The following is a 17,692-nucleotide window of genomic DNA, read 5'->3' as shown; positions in this document are numbered from 1 at the left end:
CCGCCCTCGCCGGCGAGTCACACCCCCCCGCGGGGGCGCGGGTGGCGCCCCCCCCCCCCCGCCCTCCCCCCCCCCCCCCCCCCGGACCCCCGCCGCCGGCCCCGCGCCTCACTCGTACGCGGCGGAGGGTCAGTCCTCGCCGAGGTACGCCTTGCGGACGTCCTCGTTGACCAGGAGCTCGCGGCCCGGGCCCGAGAGGACGACCTTGCCGATCTCCATCACGTGGCCCTGGTCGGCCAGGGAGAGCGCCGCCTGGGCGTTCTGCTCGACCAGGAGGATGGTCGTGCCCTGGGACTTGAGCTCGGCGATGGTCGCCATGATCTTCTGCATCATGATCGGCGAGAGGCCCATGGAGGGCTCGTCGAGCATGAGCAGCTTCGGCCGGGACATGAGCGCGCGGCCCATGGCGAGCATCTGCTGCTCGCCGCCCGAGAGGGTGCCGGCGGCCTGCTTGCGGCGCTCTCCCAGGATCGGGAAGAGGTCGTAGGCGCGCTGGACGTCCTTCTGGATGCCGTCCTTGTCCTTGCGGAGGAAGGCGCCGAGGAGGAGGTTGTCCTCGATGGTCATGCGCGGGAAGATGTGCCGCCCCTCGGGGGAGTGGGCGAGTCCGAGCGCGACGATGTCGTGCGCGGGGATCTTCTTGAGCGACTTGCCCTGGAACTTGATCTGTCCGCCGCGGGGCTTGATCAGGCCCGAGAGGGTGCGCAGGGTCGTCGTCTTGCCGGCGCCGTTGGTGCCGATGAGGGTGACGATCTGGCCGGCGTCGACGCTGAACGAGATGCCCTTGACGGCTTCGATCTTGCCGTAGGCGACGCGGAGGTCCTCGACCTCCAGGAGTGCGGTCACCGGTCTTCTCCGTCCGTGCTGGGCGTGCTGTGCGTCGCCTCGCTGTGTGCCTCGGCTGCTTCTACCTCCGCGATCTCTTCGGCGCCGGGGGCGCCTTCGAAGGGTTCGCCGAGGTAGGCGGCGATGACGCGTTCGTCGCCCTGGACTTCGGCGGCGGTGCCTTCGATGAGCTTTTCGCCCTGGACGAGGCAGGCGACGCGGTCGCAGAGGTTGAAGATGAAGCGCATGTCGTGCTCGATGACGAGGACGGCGATGCCCTTGTCCCGGATGGCGAAGATGAGTTCTTCGGTGGTCCGGGTCTCCTGCGGGTTCATGCCGGCGGTGGGCTCGTCCAGGAGGATGAGGCCGGGGTCGCTGGCGAGTGCGCGGGCGATTTCGAGCTTGCGCTGGTCGCCGTAGGGGAGGTTGCGGGCGAGGTGGTCGGCCTTGTCGGCGAGGCCGATGAACTCCAGGAGTTCCATGGCCTTCTCGCGGCTCGCGGCTTCTTCCCGGCCGAAGCTGGGGAGGCGCAGGAGGGCGGACCAGAGGCCCTGCTTGGTGCGGGTGTGGCGGCCGACGAGGACGTTTTCCAGGACCGTCATGTTGTTGAAGAGACGGATGTTCTGGAAGGTGCGGGCGATGCCGGCCGCGGTGACCTTGTAGGACTTGGGGGGCAGGACGGTGCCCTTGTACCGGACTTCGCCCTCGGTGGGGATGTAGAGGCCGGTGAGGCAGTTGAAGAAGGTGGTCTTGCCGGCGCCGTTGGGGCCGATGAGTCCGACGATCTCGCCGCTGCGGACGGTCAGGTCGACGTTCTTGACGGCGGTGAGGCCGCCGAAGCGCATCGTGACGCCGCGTGCGTCGAGGACGGTCTCCGCCGTGGTGGCGGGGGTTTCGGTGGTGGTGGTCGTCATGGGTCAGACCCCTGCCTTGCCGAGGACCGTGGGCGCTTCCATGTCCTTGTGGAGTTCGAGCTGGTTGCGCCGGTTGGGGATGATGCCTTCGGGGCGCAGGCGCATCAGGATGATGAGTGCGATGCCGAAGGTGAGGAGCTGGTACTCGCCCAGGGACTGGAGCTTGTTGGGGATCAGGAAGAGGAGTGATCCGCCGACGAGGGGGCCGGAGATGGTTCCCATGCCGCCGAGGACGACCGCGGCGAGGAGGAAGGCGGAGTTCGGGGGTACGGCATTGGCGAAGACGTACTGGTCCGGGGTGACGGTGTAGTTCACGTGGGCCTGTACGGCGCCTGCGAGTCCGGCGAGGGTGGCGCCGAGGGCGAAGGCGATGAGCTTGACGCGGAAGCCGTTGATGCCCATGGCTTCGGCGGCGGTCTCGTCTTCGCGGATGGCGACCCAGGCGCGGCCGATGCGGGATTCGGAGCTGCGGCGGAAGACCATGACCACGATGAGGGTGATCATGAGCATCAGCAGGAAGTAGTTGGCGAAGCGTCCGATGGTGAACCCGGCGATGCTGTGGGCGGCGCCGAAGTCGAATCCGAAGAGGTCGACGTTGGGGATGTTGGCGATGCCGTTGGGCCCGTTGGTGATGCGGGGGCCGGAGACGCCGTCGAGGTTGTTCATGGAGATGCGGAAGATCTCACCGAAGCCGAGCGTCACGATGGCGAGGTAGTCGCCGCGCAGTCGCAGGGTGGGTGCGCCGATGAGGACGCCGAAGACCATGGAGGCGCCGGCGCCGATGAGGATGGCGGCCCAGAAGGGGAGCTGTACTCCGAAGGGGGAGTTGGGGGAGCCGGAGACCAGGGCCGCGGTGTAGGCGCCGACGCCGAGGAAGGCGACGTAGCCGAGGTCGAGGAGGCCGGTGAGGCCGACGACGATGTTCAGGCCGAGTGCGACGGTGGCGAAGATGAGGATGTTGACGCCGAGGGTCGCGTACTGGTCGTCGGTCTGGGTGAAGGGGAAGGCGGCTGCCGCGACGAAGGCGCCGACGAGGGCGACGTTGCGGTGGCGGTTGGTGAGGGTGGTGATGCGGGCGATGAGGCCGGCCTTGTTGAAGGCGGCGGCGCAGAAGCCGGCGGTGATCAGGAAGCCGATGAAGAGTTCCTGGTAAGGGGTGGTGATGCCGTACGTGAAGACGCCGAGGCCGATGGCGAGGACGACGGCGATCACGAGGATCTCGGCCCAGGCGGGGAGTGCGCGTGCGGGCTTGGCCGGGCCGGAGGTGAAGGCGGCCTTCACGGTGGTGACCTTGTTGCGCGCGTTGTGCTTGTACTGGTCCCAGCTGCTGTCGTCGGGGTCGGGTCCTTCGAGGACGGGCCGTTCGAAGGGGAGCGCGAGGGCGCCGACGAGGGCGAGCAGGGAGACGAGGAACGCGACGCCGGCGCCGGGTTCGAGGTCGACGAGGAGGCCGTTCAGGTTCACGATCGCGATGACCGTGTACGTGGTGGTGGCGAAGGCGGCGAGTGCGGCGAGCTTGATCGCGGCGTCCGCGCCGGCCGGGGTGAGCCAGCCGAGGCCCTTGACTCCGTAGGAGGAGAGGCCGAAGAGGGTGGTGAGGAGGCCGCCTACGAGGACGAGCCACTGGAGGCCGCCGGGGTATCCGTAGACGGTGAGGTCGCCGGGGAACGCGGTGGTCCAGGTCCAGGAGAGGAAGCAGGAGACGACGGTGAGGGCGCCGCCTGCGGTGGCGAGGGCTCGGCCGGTCTTCTCGGGGAGCGGGATCAGGCCTTTGGGCGCTGCGTTCATGGTCGTGGTGTCCGTGGTGGTGGTCGTCATGGTTCTCACGCCCTGTCCGCGACGCGCTCGCCCAGCAGGCCTTGTGGCCTGAAGAGGAGGACGAGGATGAGGAGGACGAACGCCCAGGTGTTGCCCCAGGTCTGTCCGCCGAGCTGCTGGAAGCCGGGGATGTCGGCGACGTAGGCGGTGGTGAGGGTTTCGGCGAGGCCGAGGACGAGGCCGCCGATCATGGCGCCGTAGATGTTGCCGATGCCGCCGAGGACTGCCGCGGTGAAGGCCTTGAGGCCGAGCAGGAAGCCCATTTTGAAGTTGACTTCGCCGTACTTGAGGCCGTAGGCGACGGCTCCGACGGCCGCGAAGGCGGCGCCGAGGGCGAAGGCGACCGTGATGATGCGGTCGGTGTTGATGCCCATGAGCTTGGCGGTGTCGGGGTCCTGCGAGGTGGCCTGCATGCCGCGGCCGGTGCGGGTCTTCTTGACGAAGAATCCGAGGATGGCCATGGAGATGGGGGCGGCGAGCAGGAGGAAGACGTCACCGGTCTGGATGGTGATGCTGCCGATGTTGAAGGGGCCGCCGGGGATCTCGGGGAAGATGACCTTCGAGTTCGCGCCCGGGTACCAGGCCCATACCGCCTGCTGGAGGGCGAGGGAGAGGCCGATGGCGGTGATGAGCGGGGCGAGGCGGGGCGCGGTGCGCAGGGGGCGGTAGGCGAAGCGTTCGGCGCCGACGGCGATGAGCGTGGCGACGATCACCGCCCCTATCAGCATGAGGGGGAGGGCGATCCACATGGTGGTGCCCCCGGGGAGCATCGTCCATACGGTGAGGGCGCCGAATCCGCCGGTCATGAAGATTTCGCCATGCGCGAAGTTGATGAGCTGGACGATGCCGTAGACCATGGTGTAGCCAATGGCGACGAGCCCGTACATGGATCCCAGTAGCAGGCCGTTGACCAGCTGTTGCGGCAGTTCGTGCACCGCAGGTCCTCCGAGTCTTTCGACGGATGTGACACCGCGCGGGGCGCTTTTTGTGCGCGCCCCGCGCGGCAGGTGTGGCTGTTGTGGTGGTGCTCCGGTGGCCGGCCGTTCGAGCGGACTACCGGCTACCGGTGGGTGACCGCGGTGGGTCAGCCGCCGAGGGTGCCCGACTCGACGGCCTTCCAGTCGGCGCCGTCGACCTTGTAGACGGTGAGCTGCTTGTTGGTGGCGTCACCGAATTCGTCGAAGGAGACCTTGCCGGTCACGCCGTCGAAGGAGACGGACTGGACGGCGGCGAGGACCTTGGCGCGGGCGTCGGTGGGGAGCTTGCCGTTGTTGGCGTCGACGGCGGCCTTGACGGCCTCGATGATCGCCCAGGCGGAGTCGTAGGAGTAGCCGCCGTAGGCGGAGTAGGCCTCCTTGTATCCGGCCTTGGTGTAGTTGGCGACGAAGTCCTTGGCGGAGGGCAGGCTCTCGACGGGGGCGCCGACCGAGGTGGACAGGTCGCCCGCGGCGCCGGGGCCGGCGAGCTCGACGTACTTCTTGTCGTTGATGCCGTCACCGCCCATGAGGGGGATGTTGGCGCCGGCGGCCTTGATCTGCTTGCTGAGCGGGCCGGCCGCGGGGTACTCGCCGCCGTAGTAGACGACGTCGGCGCCGGAGCTCTTGACCTGGGTCACGATGGCGGAGAAGTCGGTGCTGTCCGGGTCGATGTGGCCTTCGCCGACGACCTTGCCGCCGAGCTTGGTGAACTCGCCCTTGAAGGTGTTGGCGAGGCCGGCGCCGTAGGTCTTCTTGTCGTCGATGATGAAGACGTTCTTCTTGCCGCCCTTGTTGAAGAGGTACTGCGCCGCGAACGGGCCCTGGATGGCGTCCGTGGTGGCGGTGCGGAAGTAGCTCTTGTAGGTGCGGACCTTCTCGCCGGTGGCCCACTTCGGTCCCTGGGAGAGGGAGGGGCTGGTGTTGGCGGGGGAGATCTGGACGAGCTTGGCGTCGTCGAAGACCTTCTGCATGGACTCCGAGACGGAGGAGTTCAGCGGGCCGACGACGCCGAGGACGTCCTTGTCGGCGACGAGCTTGGTGGCGTTCTGCTGGCCGGAGGAGGCCTGCGCCTGGTCGTCGAGGGGCTGGATCTTGAAGGTGACGCCCTTGACGTACTTCTTCTCGTTGGCCGTCTTGGCGGCGAGGTCGGCGGAGTTCTTGATGCCGAGGCCGAGGGCGGAGAGGTCGCCGGTCAGCGGGGCGTCTACGCCGATGACGACCGTGGTGTTGCCACCGTCGCCGGTGTCGCCGGCCTTGTCGTTGCGCGATCCGCAGGCGGTGAGGGTGAGGGCGCCCGCGGCGAGCGCGGCGGTCACGGCAATGAGAGAACGCTGACGCACGATCAGTCCTTTCCTGGCACTGCGTCCCCCGTGGGACGCACCGTGTCGAACGCGGGGTACCGAACTGAAGGAATCCGGCTGGTCGCGGTGACTGGCCGTGACTCTAAGCGGGTCACAGCCGGTTATGGAGGACTGTGGCCAATGATGTGACTCTCTTGTTATGCCGCGGCGTAATGCATAGCGGATCTCTGGGGGTGGAACGGGGGAATTCCGGCCGTTTCGTCTTGTCCGCATGGTGAGACACGTGAGGACCGTCGGGCGGTTTGAGTGCTGTCTTGCCAGGACTCTGGGGCCTTTTGGTCATGACGGCGTCGGGGTGTCCGCGTCTCGGACTGCGGGACAGGCCCTGGTCAGAGCGGTGGAGAGATCCCTGGCATAACGGTCGCCTGGGATGTAGCTGTGATCCTCTTTCTCAAACTCATTACTCAGGGTTACTTCGAGGAAAGGGAGTCCGGAATTCCGTGCCACATGCACGCAGTCGGTCACCCGAATCCGTACGACGAGGTCACGCGCTTCCCCGGCCGCGAGCGTGGCCGGAAGCGATGGCTGGACCTCCACCGTCAGGGCCTGCGAGGGCTGTGAAAGTCGCTCCAGGGTGATGGCGGGCCCGGCCTCGGCGCGCACACGGACGGTGAACGCGAAGGTGCTCCCGGCCGGGTCCGGCTCGACCGGCCCGACGTAGGCGAGGGAGAAGGCCTGCGAGGGCGCGGGCGGCGTGTACGGGACCGGGCGCGGCCTGGCCGCGTACAGCGCGGCCCCGCCGGCGACCAGGGCCGACGCGCAGGTCAGGGCCGCGAGGGCCAGGACGGCCCGCCGGTGCCTCTCGTAGGCCTCGCGGGCCCGCCGGACGGCCGGGGGCGTACGGGGAACGGGGCGCGGGCCCTCGTGGGCCTGCGTGCCCTCTCCGGGCTCGATCGGGCCGATGCCGCCGCTCATCGCCAGGGACCGCCGGACGGGGTGCCGGAGCGGTAGCGCTCGGCGCAGCGCCGCCGCGCCTCGCGGGCGGTGAGCTCGCGGGCGGCTGCGGGGCCCTTGGCGCGCTGTTCGGCGCGGGCGTCGGCGAGGACGGCGAGCAGGATCTCGTTCTGGCCGCCGGACAGGCCCATGGACTGGTAGTCGAGGTGGCCGGTGTCGGCCCCGGGATCGGCGTCGGCGTCGAGGACGACGCCGGCCCAGTGGGTGATCAGGGCGGTGCACAGCCCCTCGGGCGGGGTGGGCTCCGGTGCGCCCGGCTGGGTGCCGGAAGGCGGACCGGCGGTGGAGGGGCCGGGGGTGGCGGCGCCGGTGTCGGCGCAGCCGAGCAGCGCGGCGGCCAGCAGTGCCGCTGTGGCCGTCGTCCGCGCTGTGGCCGCGGCGCGCCGCGGCGCCGGTCCGGATCCCATGCGGGAACGCTAGACCGGCGCCGCTGCGAGGGCAACGGCTAGTTGTTGCCGTCCTGTTGCGGGTTCAGGTCACGCAGCAGGCAGGTGAGGCGGGCGGTGCAGACCCGGCGGTCCTGCTCGTCGGTGATGACCACCTCGTAGGTGGCGGTGGAGCGGCCGCGGTGCACGGGGGTGGCGACGCCGGTGACCAGGCCGGAGCGGGCGCCGCGGTGGTGGGTGCAGTTCAGGTCGACGCCGACGGCGATCTTGGTGCTGCCGCCGTGCATCATCGCGCCGACCGAGCCGATGGTCTCGGCGAGCACGGCGGAGGCGCCGCCGTGGAGGAGTCCGTAGGGCTGGGTGTTGCCCTCGACCGGCATGGTGGCGACGACGCGGTCGGCGGAGGCTTCGAGGATCCGGATGTCCATCCGCTTGCCGAGGTCACCCGCGGAGAACAGCGAGGGCAGGTCGATGCCCAGGGCCGCGTACTCGTCGATGACCTCTTGCGGGAACTTCACCGCGTGCTGCTCGCCCATGGGGGTGACTCCGTTCGTCAACGATCGTTAACCATCTTGTCCTCGGATCGTTCTATCAGGCCGTCTCGAAGCGCACGACGACGGACTTGCTCGCGGGGGTGTTGCTGGTGTCCGCGGTGGAGTCGAGGGGCACCAGCACGTTGGTCTCGGGGTAGTAGGCGGCGGCGCAGCCGCGGGCGGTCGGGTAGTGGACCACGCGGAAGCCCGGGGCGCGCCGCTCCACGCCGTCGCGCCATTCGCTGACGAGGTCGGTGTACGAGCCGTCGGCGAGCCCGAGCTCCGCCGCGTCGAGCGGGTTGACCATGACGACGCGGCGGCCGCCGGTGATGCCGCGGTAGCGGTCGTCGAGGCCGTAGATGGTGGTGTTGTACTGGTCGTGGCTGCGCAGGGTCTGCAGGAGCAGCCGGCCCGCAGGGACGCGCGGGTACTCCACGGGGGCGGCGGTGAAGTTGGCCTTGCCGGTCTTCGTGGGGAAGCGGCGCTCGTCGCGCGGGGCGTGCGGGAGCTGGAAGCCGCCGGGGCGGGCTACGCGGGCGTTGAAGTCCTCGAAGCCGGGGACGACGCGGGAGATCCGGTCGCGGACGGCGGCGTAGTCCCGCTCGAACTCCTCCCAGGGCGTCTTCGATGCCTCGCCGAGGACGGCGCGGGCCATGCGGGCCACGATCGCGGGCTCGGAGAGCAGGTGCGGTGAGGCGGGGGCGAGGTTGCCGCGCGAGGAGTGGACCATGCCCATGGAGTCCTCGACGGTCACGAACTGCTTGCCGCCCGCCTGCACGTCCTTGTCGGTGCGGCCGAGGGTGGGCAGGATCAGGGCGCGCCGGCCGGTGACCGCGTGGGACCGGTTGAGCTTGGTGGAGACGTGCACGGTCAGGGTGGCGCGGCGGATCGCGGCCTCGGTGACCTCGGTGTCGGGGGTGGCGCCGACGAAGTTGCCGCCCATGGCGAAGAGCACCTTGGCCTCGCCGTCGCGCAGGGCCTGGATGGAGCGGACCACGTCGAAGCCGTGCTCGCGCGGCGAGGTGATGCCGAATTCCTTGTCGAGGGCGTCGAGGAAGGCGGGCGCGGGGCGTTCGAAGATCCCCATGGTGCGGTCGCCCTGCACGTTGGAGTGGCCGCGGACGGGGCAGACGCCGGCGCCGGGGCGGCCGATGTTGCCGCGCAGGAGCAGCAGGTTGACGACCTCGCGGATGGTGGCGACGGAGTGCTTGTGCTGGGTGAGGCCCATGGCCCAGCAGACGATGGTGCGCTTCGAGGCCAGGATCATGGCCAGGGCGCGCTCGATGTCGGGCCGGGTCAGGCCGGTCGCGGTGAGGGTCTCGGCCCAGTCGGTGTCCTTGGCGGCGGCCGCGAACTCTTCGTACCCGTGGGTGTGTTCGCGGATGAACGTCTCGTCGGTGGCGCCGTCCGCCTCGATGACCAGCTTGTTGAGGAGGCGGAAGAGGGCCTGGTCGCCGCCGATGCGGATCTGGAGGAACAGGTCGTTGAGGGCGGTGCCCTTGAGCATGCCGAGCGGGGTCTGCGGGTTCTTGAACCGCTCCATGCCGGCCTCGGGCAGCGGATTCACCGAGATGATCTTCGCGCCGGCGGACTTGGCCTGTTCCAGCGCGGAGAGCATGCGGGGGTGGTTGGTGCCCGGGTTCTGCCCGGCGACGATGATCAGGTCGGCCTGGTGGAGGTCTTCGAGGGAGACGCTGCCCTTGCCGATGCCGATCGTCTCGTTCAGCGCGGAGCCCGAAGACTCGTGGCACATGTTCGAGCAGTCGGGGAGGTTGTTGGTGCCGAACTCGCGGACGAACAGCTGGAAGAGGAACGCCGCCTCGTTGCTGGTGCGGCCCGAGGTGTAGAAGAGGGCCTCGTCGGGGGAGTCCAGGGCGTGCAGTTCCTCCGCGATGACGGCGAAGGCCCGCTCCCAGCTGACCGGCTCGTACCGGTCGCCGCCCGCTTCGAGCAGCATGGGCTGGGTGATCCGGCCCTGCTGGCCCAGCCAGTAGCCGGAGCGCCCGGCCAGGTCGGAGAGGGGGTGCGCGGCGAAGAACTCGGGGGTGACCCGGCGCAGCGTGGCTTCTTCGGCGACGGCCTTGGCGCCGTTCTCACAGAATTCGGCGGTGTGCCGCTTGTCCCCCTCGGGCCAGGCGCAGCCGGGACAGTCGAAGCCGTCCTTCTGGTTGACCTTGAGGAGGGTGCGGGCGGTGCGCGCCAGCCCCATCTGCTGCTGCGCGATCCTCAGCGTGTGCCCGATGGCGGGCAGGCCGGCGGCCGCGTGCTTGGGGGGCGTCACCTGCGGCGCGTCCTGTACGGGATCCCCTGCGGGCGGCTTGGTGGCCATGTCGCTCCCCTTCGAGCAGCGTGGCGACGGTGCCACGCGGTTTTCGACTCACATCCGATCCTGCCATGGCCTGCGGACATCGCCGTCGCCGGAATTGTCGGTGGGGGGACCTAGGATCGGGGGCGTGGCAGATTCAGCATCGAAGAAGACCGACCAGCCGACCGCAGCGGACCGCCCCCGCCTGATGCTCATGGACGGGCACTCCCTGGCGTACCGGGCGTTCTTCGCGCTGCCCGCGGAGAATTTCACCACCGCGACGGGACAGCCGACCAACGCCATCTACGGGTTCGCGTCGATGCTGGCGAACACGCTGCGCGACGAGGCGCCCACGCACTTCGCGGTGGCGTTCGACGTGTCCCGCAAGACGTGGCGCTCGGCGGAGTTCCCCGAGTACAAGGCGAACCGTTCCAAGACCCCCGACGAGTTCAAGGGGCAGGTCGAGCTGATCGGCGAGCTCCTCGACGCGATGAGCGTGCCGCGGTTCGCGGTCGACGGCTTCGAGGCCGACGACGTGATCGCGACGCTGGCCACGCAGGCCGAGGCCCTCGGCTTCGACGTGCTCATCGTCACCGGCGACCGGGACTCCTTCCAGCTGGTCTCCGAGCACACCACCGTGCTCTACCCGACCAAGGGCGTCTCCGAGCTGACCCGCTTCACCCCGGAGAAGGTCGAGGAGAAGTACGGCCTCACCCCCCAGCAGTACCCGGACTTCGCGGCGCTGCGCGGCGACCCGTCCGACAACCTCCCCGGCATCCCGGGCGTCGGCGAGAAGACCGCCGCCAAGTGGATCACCCAGTTCGGGTCGTTCAAGGAGCTCGTCGAGCGCGCCGAGGAGGTCAAGGGCAAGGCCGGGCAGAACTTCCGGGACCACCTGGAGGCCGTGAAGCTCAACCGCGTCCTGACCGAGATGGTCAAGGACGTCGCCCTGCCCAAGACCCCCGCCGAGCTGGCACGCGCCCCGTACGACCGCAGCGCCGTCACCACCGTCCTGGACGTGCTGGAGATCCGCAACGCCTCGCTGCGCGAGCGGCTGCTCGCCGTGGACCCGGGCGCTGCCGAGGAGGAGGCCCCGGCTCCGGTGGCCGCCGTGGAACTGGACGCCTCCGTGCTGGGCGCCGGCGAGCTCGCGCCGTGGCTGGCGAGCCACGCGACCGGCCCGCTCGGCGTCTCCACCGTGGACACCTGGGCTCTGGGCACCGGCGGGGTCTCCGAGATCGCGCTGGCCTCGGCCGGAGGCGCCGCCGCCTGGTTCGAGCCGTCCGCGCTGGACGAGGCCGACGAGCAGGCCTTCGCCGCCTGGGCCGCCGACCCGGCGAAGCCCAAGGTGGTGCACAACGCCAAGGGGCTGATGCGGGTCTTCCCGGAGCAGGGCTGGACCCTCGCCGGGGTCACCATGGACACCGCGCTCGCCGCGTACCTGGTCAAGCCGGGCCGCCGCTCCTTCGCCCTGGACGTGCTGTCCATGGAGTACCTGCACCGGGAGCTGGCGCCCGCCGCCGCCGACGGGCAGCTCGCCTTCGGCGCCGACGACACGGCCGAGGCGGAAGCCCTGATGGCCCAGGCCCGTGCCGTCCTGGACCTCGGCGAGGCCTTCGCCGTCAAGCTGCCCGAGGTGGGCGCCGCCGAGCTGCTCCACGACATGGAGCTGCCGACGTCCGAGCTGCTGGCCCGGATGGAGCGGGCGGGCATCGCCGCCGACCAGCCGCACCTCGAAGCGATGGAGCAGCAGTTCGCCGCGGCCGTGCAGCAGGCCGTGAAGGAGGCGCACGCGGCGGTGGGCCACGAGTTCAACCTCGGCTCGCCCAAGCAGCTCCAGGAGGTCTTCTTCGGCGAGCTGGACCTGCCGAAGACGAAGAAGACCAAGACCGGCTACACCACGGACGCGGACGCGCTGGCTTGGCTGGCCACGCAGACCGACCATGAACTGCCGGTGATCATGCTCCGTCACCGGGAGCAGGCCAAGCTGCGCGTCACCGTCGAAGGCCTGGTCAAGACGGTCGCCGCCGACGGCCGGGTGCACACCAGCTTCAGCCAGACCGTCGCCGCGACCGGACGCCTGTCCTCGACCGACCCCAACCTGCAGAACGTGCCGGTGCGCACCGACGAGGGCCGCGCGATTCGCCGCGGGTTCGTCGTCGGCGAGGGCTTCGAGTCCCTCATGACCGCCGACTACAGCCAGATCGAGCTGCGCGTCATGGCGCACCTCTCCGAGGACGAGGGCCTCATCGAGGCGTTCTCGACAGGTGAGGACCTGCACACCACCGTCGCCTCCCAGGTGTTCGGCGTCGAGCGGTCCGAGGTCGACGCCGAGATGCGGCGCAAGATCAAGGCCATGTCCTACGGTCTGGCCTACGGGCTCTCCGCGTTCGGCCTCGCCCAGCAGCTGAACATCGAGCCCGGCGAGGCCCGCGGCCTGATGGACACCTTCTTCGAGCGGTTCGGCGGAGTCCGGGACTACCTGGGCCGCGTCGTCGAGGAGGCCCGCGCCACCGGGTACACGGCCACGATCCTCGGCCGCCGCCGCTACCTGCCCGACCTCAACAGCGACAACCGCCAGCGCCGCGAGGCCGCCGAGCGGATGGCGCTGAACGCCCCGATCCAGGGCACCGCCGCCGACATCGTCAAGGTCGCCATGCTCCGCGTCGACAAGGCGATCACCGGCGCCGGGCTGAAGTCGCGGCTGCTGCTCCAGGTCCACGACGAAATCGTGCTGGAGATCGCCCCGGGCGAGCGGGAGCGGGTGGAGGAGCTGGTGCGCCGCGAGATGGCCGCCGCCGTCGACCTCCGGGCCCCGCTGGACGTGTCCGTGGGCGTCGGCCCCGACTGGGAGTCCGCCGCGCACTGATCCCCGTACCGGCGCGTACCGGCCCGTACCGCGACGCCCGTCCTCCTCTATGACAGGGGGACGGGCGTTCGCGTTTCCTCGGCGCTGCCCGAGTGCCGGTTCCCGTTCCCCGGGCGCCGGCCGCCGCGGTGACGCAGGCGGACGAGGGCCCCGTACAGGAGCAGGCCCACGGCGAGGCCGCCGCCCGCGCCGAAGCAGACGGTCGGGATGATGTCGAGCGGGGTGCGGATGCGGTCGTAGACGGTGAAGAAGCGCAGCACGCGCAGGGTGACCCCGGCCGTCACGCACACCAGGAGCAGCAGGATCGCGCCCCAGGCCTCCGCCCGGCCGAGTACGGGTACGGAGGCGGGCGCGGGGGAGCGCGGCAGCCGGCGCAGGGCCGTCACCGTGAACCAGGCCAGGGCACAGGCGGCGATCGCCGAAGTCCCGTACTGGAGGTACGAGTAGAGGGGCAGGCCGTAGGCGCGCACCCGGACGAGGTCCGGCAGCGCGTTGGTGCCCCACCGGTCCGGGTGCGTGAAGCTGTCCCACACCACGTGGGTGAGGGAGCCGGCCACCGCCGAGAGGTAGAACCAGAGCGCCAGCGAGGGCAGTTCACGGCCGCGCCACCGCTCACCCCGTACGAAGGTGTGGGCGCGGCCCCGCCAGGAGCGGGGCAGGAGCGCGATCAGCGGCTCGCGCAGGAGCAGCCAGCAGGCGGCGAAGGCGGCGGTCAGCACGGCGTCGGCCGTCACCACGCCGACGAGCGAGTGCGTGAAGTCCCCGTACCGCATGACGCCTCCGACCACGGCGTCCGCGAAGTAGAACGTGTCCGGCGCGAACGAGCCGAAGACCAGCGCCGAGGCGACGAGCGGCCCCCGGGCGCGGCCGGTCCGGCGGACGGCCGGAAGCACGGCGGCAGCATGGCTGAGTGTGAACGGCATGGCACCTCGTCAGGACTGTTCGAACAGTGCGCCCAGTATGGGTGACCTGCACGACTCGTGGGGAAGTCGTGAATTCCGGACCGCGATGCGTGCCCCGCACAGCGAGTTGACGTAGGGTCACGCGGACTTCTAGGGGGAGCGGGGGGTCCGGCTCGTGGGCGATCGGATACGGATACCGGCACGGACATCGGTACGGACGTCGGTACGGAAGGCGGCGGGGGCGGCCGCCCGGTTGGGGCGGGTGATGCGCAAGGGCGGGGGCGCCGTCCTCGTCTCCGCCCTGGTGGCCGCAGTGATGACCGCGTCCCAAGGGCCGGGAGCGGGTCCCCGCGAGGAGACGGCCGCGGCCGGCGAGGCAGGCCCGCAGGCCGGTCCGGCGGCGGGCGGATCCGGCGGATCCGGCGGGGACGGCTCCTACTTCACCGCCCTCCCGCCGCTCGTGAGCCCCGAGCCGCCGGCCGTGCTGCTGACCGAGGACGGGACGTCGCAGCCCGCGCAAGCGGCCGCCGACGCGGCCGCCGGAGCGGGGAGGGGCAACGAGCCGGTGACCATGGGCGGGGCGGAGGGCGCGCAGGGGATACCGGCCACCGTGCTCGCCGCGTACCGGCACGCCGAGCAGACGGTCGGCGCGAGCGATCCCCGGTGCGGGCTGCGCTGGCAGCTCCTCGCGGCGATCGGGAAGGTCGAGTCCGGTCAGGCGCGCGGCGGCCAGGTCGACGCCGCAGGTACGACGCTGCGGCCGATCCTGGGCCCCGTGCTCGACGGCAACGGCTTCGCGAACATCCCCGACACCGACGGCGGGGCCTACGACGGGGACTCCCGGTACGACCGGGCGGTCGGGCCGATGCAGTTCATCCCGTCCACCTGGGCCTCGTGGGGCCAGGACGGCAACGGCGACGGCAAGCGCGACCCCAGCAACGTCTACGACGCCGCGCTCGCCGCCGGGCGCTACCTGTGCGCCGGTACGCGGGACCTGCGGGTGGACGCGGATCTCGACCGGGCGGTGCTGTCGTACAACCAGTCCGACGCGTACCTGCGGACGGTGCGCTCGTGGTTCACGTACTACCTGAAGGGGACGCACGAGGTCCCGGACCGCGGCGGCAGCGGGGCCCCGGCGGAGCCGAAGCCGAAGCCGACCCCGCAGCCGACGCCTACCCCTGTGCCTACGCCTACGCCGAGCCCGACTCCGACGCCTACCCCGACGCCTACGCCGAGCCCGACTCCGACGCCTGCGCCGAAGCCCGAGCCGACGCCCACACCCACTCCCACTCCCACGCCGAGTCCGACTCCCACCCCGGAGCCGACTCCCACGCCCACTCCTACCCCTTCGGCTTCGGCCACTCCGTCCCCCAAGCCGACGCCCAAGCCCACCCCCACCCCCACGCCCAAGCCCGTGCCGTCCCCCACCCCCAGCCCCACGCCGTCCGCCGCGCCCCCGAAGCCCACGGCGGCCCCCTGACCCGCCGAGGTCATCGGTGGCGCAAACGGTTCTCATCTGTCACCCGCATTGCTACGGTGCCCCCGCCCTGACGCCCAATCAGATTCCGGAGGCCCCGGCATGCGCGCAATCGTCGCCGCCGCCAGCGGTCTCGTCCTCGCGGCGCTCCTCGTCTTCGCCATCACGGCGACGGGAGCGCCGGAAGGCAAGACCTCACCGAAGCCCCTGCTCACCACCGCGCCCGCCGCGCCCGGAAAGTAGAGGAGGGCCCGGTCATGCGACGCAGAGCAAGCCTCGTCCTGCTAGCCGTAGCCGTGTTCCTGGCAGCCCTCGCACCGCTGCTGCGCTGGTACGCGTACCCCAGGCTCGCGAAGATCCCGCCGAACCAGTACCAGGAGATGGTGCTGGAGGCGAAGGACGCGACCCTCCTCGACTACACCGACGGCATGAAGCCGAAGAAGGTCGACAAGGTCACCATCGTCCAGACCCTCAAGGGCAACGTCGAGGCGTCCAAGGAGATCGAGGCCAGCGCCGGCAAGGACGTGGTGGTCTGGGACACGCTCAGCTACATCATGGGCCCGGACGGGAAGATGGTCTCGCAGATCCCCGAGCGCTACATCTTCGACGCCCACTCCCAGGACCCGGTGCACGCCACAGGCGAGATGGTGGACGGGGACCCGGTCAAGCGCGAGGGCATCGAGTTCAAGTGGCCCTTCTTCACCGAGCCGCGCGACTACCTCTACTTCGACGCGCAGACCCGTAGCTCCTCGCCCATCCACTACGTCGGGCCGCGCAAGTTCAAGGGCGTGGACGTCTACTACTACGAGCAGACCGTCCCCTGGACGAAGGTCGCGCTGCCGAAGAAGATGCCGATCGAGGGCATCGACCCGGCGACCTTCGAACAGGTCACGGGAACCAGCATGTGGTACACGGTCAAGGCGATGTTCTGGGTCGACCCGGTGACCGGCGCGCCCGTCAACGCCGAGCAGCAGATCCAGCAGGAGATGCGCGGCGGCAGCATCGCGGGCAGCGCGCCCGACGGCAGACTCACAGTCTTCGCCGGGGACGTGAAGATCCGTGAGGACTACAGCGACGCCACCGTCGCCCTGGTCAAGTCGAACCGGATCAAGGTGCTCGCGCTGCACACGTACGCGCCGATCGGCCTCGCGGCCGCCGGGCTGGTGCTGTTCGGGCTCGCACTGTGGCTGGAGGCGCGCGGCCGGCGGCCCGAGGAGGACCAGGCCGTCTGAGGGGCGCCGGTCAGCGCCTGAGCCGGGCGTTGGTGTGCCGGGTGGGCTCGGCGGTCGCCGGGTCCTCCGGCCACGGGTGCTTGGGGTAGCGTCCGCGCAGCTCGGCGCGGACGGCGCGGTAGCCGCCCTGCCAGAACGACGCGAGGTCGGCGGTGACGGCGGCCGGACGGCCGGCCGGCGACAGCAGGTGGACGAGTACGGGCACCCCCGCGATCCGGGGCGTCTCGGCCAGTCCGAACAGCTCCTGGAGCTTCACGGCGAGTACGGGCTGTCCGTGCTCGGAGGCGTAGTCGACGCGGATCCGGGAACCGCTGGGCACCTCGATGCGCTCGGGAGCCAGCTCGTCGAGCCGGGAGGCCTCGCCGGTGGCCCAGGGCAGCAGGCGGTTCAGGGCCTGCCCGGCGTCGATCCGCCCGAGGTCGGTGCGGCGGCGGGCCCGCGACAGCTCGGGTTCCAGCCAGTCGTCGGCGCGGGTCAGGAGTTCCAGGTCGTCGGCCACGTCCGGCCAGGCGCCGCCGAGGGTGCGGTGGAGGAAGCCGAGCCGGGCCCGGAGCGCTTCCGAGTCCTGGGTCCATCGGAGCAGGCCGAGGCCTTCGGCGCGCAGGCCTTCGAGCAGGGCCCCGCGCACCAGGTCCGGGTCGGGGTTCCGCAGGGGCCGTGCGGCCAGCTCGATGGCGCCGAGCCGCTCCACGGAGCGGGCGACCAGGTCTCCGTCCTCCCAGTGCACCTCCTCGCCCGCGTGGAAGAGGTGGCCGGCGGCGGCGCGGGCGGTGTCCTCGTCGACGAGGGCGGCGAGGCGGACCCGGGCGGACGCGGAGTGCGGGGGCCTGTCGGCCACGGCTACGGCCAGCCAGGGCGCGCTGCGCAGCGGTGACCCGTCGGGGAGCTCGGCCCCGGTCCCGGAGGCCATGAGGAAGGTCCCCGCGCCCTTGGCCTTGGCGATCCGCTCCGGGAACGCGAGGGCTGCGACCAGCCCGGCGGCGGTGTCGTCGGGGACGGAGCCTTCCCCCACCCCGCCCCTTCCCGAAACCGGGCTCCGCCCAGGCCTCTCGGGGGCTCCGCCCCCGGACCCCCGCGCCTCAAACGCCGGCGAGGCTGGATTTGCCGGGGTCCGGGGCGGAGCCCCGGTTTCGGGAAGG

General features: G+C 70.8%; 15 protein-coding genes. 4 read left to right on the top strand and 11 right to left on the bottom strand.

What is annotated here, in order from left to right; all coding sequences use genetic code 11:
- Nucleotides 1-129 precede the first annotated feature (129 nt).
- The 9 genes from ACFXDJ_RS35510 to ACFXDJ_RS35470 all read right to left on the bottom strand — a co-directional run bounded on the left by ACFXDJ_RS35510 (nucleotide 130) and on the right by ACFXDJ_RS35470 (nucleotide 10,097).
- Nucleotides 130-846, bottom strand: coding sequence for an ABC transporter ATP-binding protein (locus ACFXDJ_RS35510; RefSeq protein ID WP_250744986.1), 717 nt, complete (start codon nucleotides 844-846; stop codon nucleotides 130-132).
- Nucleotides 843-1,739 (bottom strand): ABC transporter ATP-binding protein, encoded by an 897-nt coding sequence (locus ACFXDJ_RS35505; RefSeq protein ID WP_384663600.1) that lies wholly within the window; start codon nucleotides 1,737-1,739, stop codon nucleotides 843-845. Before ACFXDJ_RS35505 ends, ACFXDJ_RS35510 begins: the two co-directional genes overlap by 4 nt.
- A 3-nt stretch (nucleotides 1,740-1,742) precedes the next feature.
- Complete coding sequence (locus tag ACFXDJ_RS35500) at nucleotides 1,743-3,557, bottom strand: branched-chain amino acid ABC transporter permease (protein WP_384663603.1); 1,815 nt, start codon at nucleotides 3,555-3,557, stop codon at nucleotides 1,743-1,745.
- A gap of 5 nt (nucleotides 3,558-3,562) precedes the next feature.
- Entirely contained in the window at nucleotides 3,563-4,492 is a 930-nt protein-coding gene (locus ACFXDJ_RS35495) for a branched-chain amino acid ABC transporter permease (RefSeq protein WP_384663605.1), read from the bottom strand.
- A gap of 149 nt (nucleotides 4,493-4,641) precedes the next feature.
- On the bottom strand, nucleotides 4,642-5,874 hold the full coding sequence (locus ACFXDJ_RS35490; RefSeq protein WP_384664158.1) for a branched-chain amino acid ABC transporter substrate-binding protein: 1,233 nt from the start codon (nucleotides 5,872-5,874) through the stop codon (nucleotides 4,642-4,644).
- 300 nt (nucleotides 5,875-6,174) lie between these two features.
- Nucleotides 6,175-6,810, bottom strand: a complete 636-nt coding sequence (locus ACFXDJ_RS35485; protein WP_384660152.1) for a Tat pathway signal sequence domain protein — start codon at nucleotides 6,808-6,810, stop codon at nucleotides 6,175-6,177.
- A complete protein-coding gene (locus ACFXDJ_RS35480; RefSeq protein ID WP_384660156.1) occupies nucleotides 6,807-7,256 on the bottom strand; it encodes a hypothetical protein in 450 nt (149 codons plus the stop codon). Before ACFXDJ_RS35480 ends, ACFXDJ_RS35485 begins: the two co-directional genes overlap by 4 nt.
- Before the next feature lie 38 nt (nucleotides 7,257-7,294).
- On the bottom strand, nucleotides 7,295-7,771 hold the full coding sequence (locus ACFXDJ_RS35475) for a PaaI family thioesterase (RefSeq protein WP_384660158.1): 477 nt from the start codon (nucleotides 7,769-7,771) through the stop codon (nucleotides 7,295-7,297).
- Nucleotides 7,772-7,826: 55 nt separating this feature from the next.
- Entirely contained in the window at nucleotides 7,827-10,097 is a 2,271-nt protein-coding gene (locus tag ACFXDJ_RS35470) for an FdhF/YdeP family oxidoreductase (protein ID WP_384660161.1), read from the bottom strand.
- A gap of 124 nt (nucleotides 10,098-10,221) precedes the next feature.
- Between ACFXDJ_RS35470 and polA the strand changes: the two genes are divergently transcribed.
- Entirely contained in the window at nucleotides 10,222-12,942 is a 2,721-nt protein-coding gene (gene polA, locus ACFXDJ_RS35465; protein ID WP_384660163.1) for a DNA polymerase I, read from the top strand.
- A 47-nt stretch (nucleotides 12,943-12,989) separates the two neighbouring features.
- Here the strand turns inward: polA and ACFXDJ_RS35460 are convergent, their stop codons facing one another.
- Nucleotides 12,990-13,865: a DUF4184 family protein gene (locus tag ACFXDJ_RS35460; RefSeq protein ID WP_384660165.1), complete on the bottom strand. Its 876-nt coding sequence runs from the start codon at nucleotides 13,863-13,865 to the stop codon at nucleotides 12,990-12,992.
- 244 nt (nucleotides 13,866-14,109) lie between these two features.
- Between ACFXDJ_RS35460 and ACFXDJ_RS35455 the strand changes: the two genes are divergently transcribed.
- From ACFXDJ_RS35455 to ACFXDJ_RS35445, 3 genes are all read left to right on the top strand, one after another.
- Nucleotides 14,110-15,324 carry a lytic transglycosylase domain-containing protein gene (locus ACFXDJ_RS35455; RefSeq protein ID WP_384660168.1) on the top strand — a complete coding sequence of 405 codons (1,215 nt, stop codon included), beginning with the start codon at nucleotides 14,110-14,112 and terminating at the stop codon, nucleotides 15,322-15,324.
- A 99-nt stretch (nucleotides 15,325-15,423) separates the two neighbouring features.
- Nucleotides 15,424-15,564 carry an SPW_0924 family protein gene (locus tag ACFXDJ_RS35450; protein WP_327307299.1) on the top strand — a complete coding sequence of 47 codons (141 nt, stop codon included), beginning with the start codon at nucleotides 15,424-15,426 and terminating at the stop codon, nucleotides 15,562-15,564.
- 14 nt (nucleotides 15,565-15,578) lie between these two features.
- The gene (locus tag ACFXDJ_RS35445) at nucleotides 15,579-16,553 is read left to right on the top strand and encodes a DUF3068 domain-containing protein (protein WP_384660171.1); all 975 of its coding nucleotides are present in this window, start codon (nucleotides 15,579-15,581) and stop codon (nucleotides 16,551-16,553) included.
- A 10-nt stretch (nucleotides 16,554-16,563) separates the two neighbouring features.
- Here the strand turns inward: ACFXDJ_RS35445 and ACFXDJ_RS35440 are convergent.
- On the bottom strand, nucleotides 16,564-17,692 hold a 1,129-nt coding region (locus ACFXDJ_RS35440; RefSeq protein ID WP_384851267.1), incomplete at its 5' end, for an ATP-dependent helicase C-terminal domain-containing protein.

Origin of the sequence: Streptomyces sp. NPDC059443, from assembly GCF_042750105.1 — a bacterium.
Lineage (GTDB): Bacteria > Actinomycetota > Actinomycetes > Streptomycetales > Streptomycetaceae > Streptomyces.
Note: the sequence above shows the minus strand (reverse complement) of the source record. Positions and strands in the feature narration are given on the sequence as shown.

What these genes read in the sequence shown, in the direction of transcription:
- ACFXDJ_RS35475 (WP_384660158.1), bottom strand. Translation starts at nt 7,771, where the DNA reads ATGGGCGAGCAGCACGCGGTGAAGTTCCCGCAAGAGGTCATCGACGAG.
- ACFXDJ_RS35500 (WP_384663603.1), bottom strand. Translation starts at nt 3,557, where the DNA reads ATGACGACCACCACCACGGACACCACGACCATGAACGCAGCGCCCAAA.
- ACFXDJ_RS35455 (WP_384660168.1), top strand. Translation starts at nt 14,110, where the DNA reads ATGCGCAAGGGCGGGGGCGCCGTCCTCGTCTCCGCCCTGGTGGCCGCA.
- ACFXDJ_RS35450 (WP_327307299.1), top strand. Translation starts at nt 15,424, where the DNA reads ATGCGCGCAATCGTCGCCGCCGCCAGCGGTCTCGTCCTCGCGGCGCTC.
- ACFXDJ_RS35505 (WP_384663600.1), bottom strand. Translation starts at nt 1,739, where the DNA reads ATGACGACCACCACCACCGAAACCCCCGCCACCACGGCGGAGACCGTC.
- ACFXDJ_RS35485 (WP_384660152.1), bottom strand. Translation starts at nt 6,810, where the DNA reads ATGAGCGGCGGCATCGGCCCGATCGAGCCCGGAGAGGGCACGCAGGCC.
- ACFXDJ_RS35480 (WP_384660156.1), bottom strand. Translation starts at nt 7,256, where the DNA reads ATGGGATCCGGACCGGCGCCGCGGCGCGCCGCGGCCACAGCGCGGACG.
- ACFXDJ_RS35470 (WP_384660161.1), bottom strand. Translation starts at nt 10,097, where the DNA reads ATGGCCACCAAGCCGCCCGCAGGGGATCCCGTACAGGACGCGCCGCAG.
- ACFXDJ_RS35445 (WP_384660171.1), top strand. Translation starts at nt 15,579, where the DNA reads ATGCGACGCAGAGCAAGCCTCGTCCTGCTAGCCGTAGCCGTGTTCCTG.
- ACFXDJ_RS35460 (WP_384660165.1), bottom strand. Translation starts at nt 13,865, where the DNA reads ATGCCGTTCACACTCAGCCATGCTGCCGCCGTGCTTCCGGCCGTCCGC.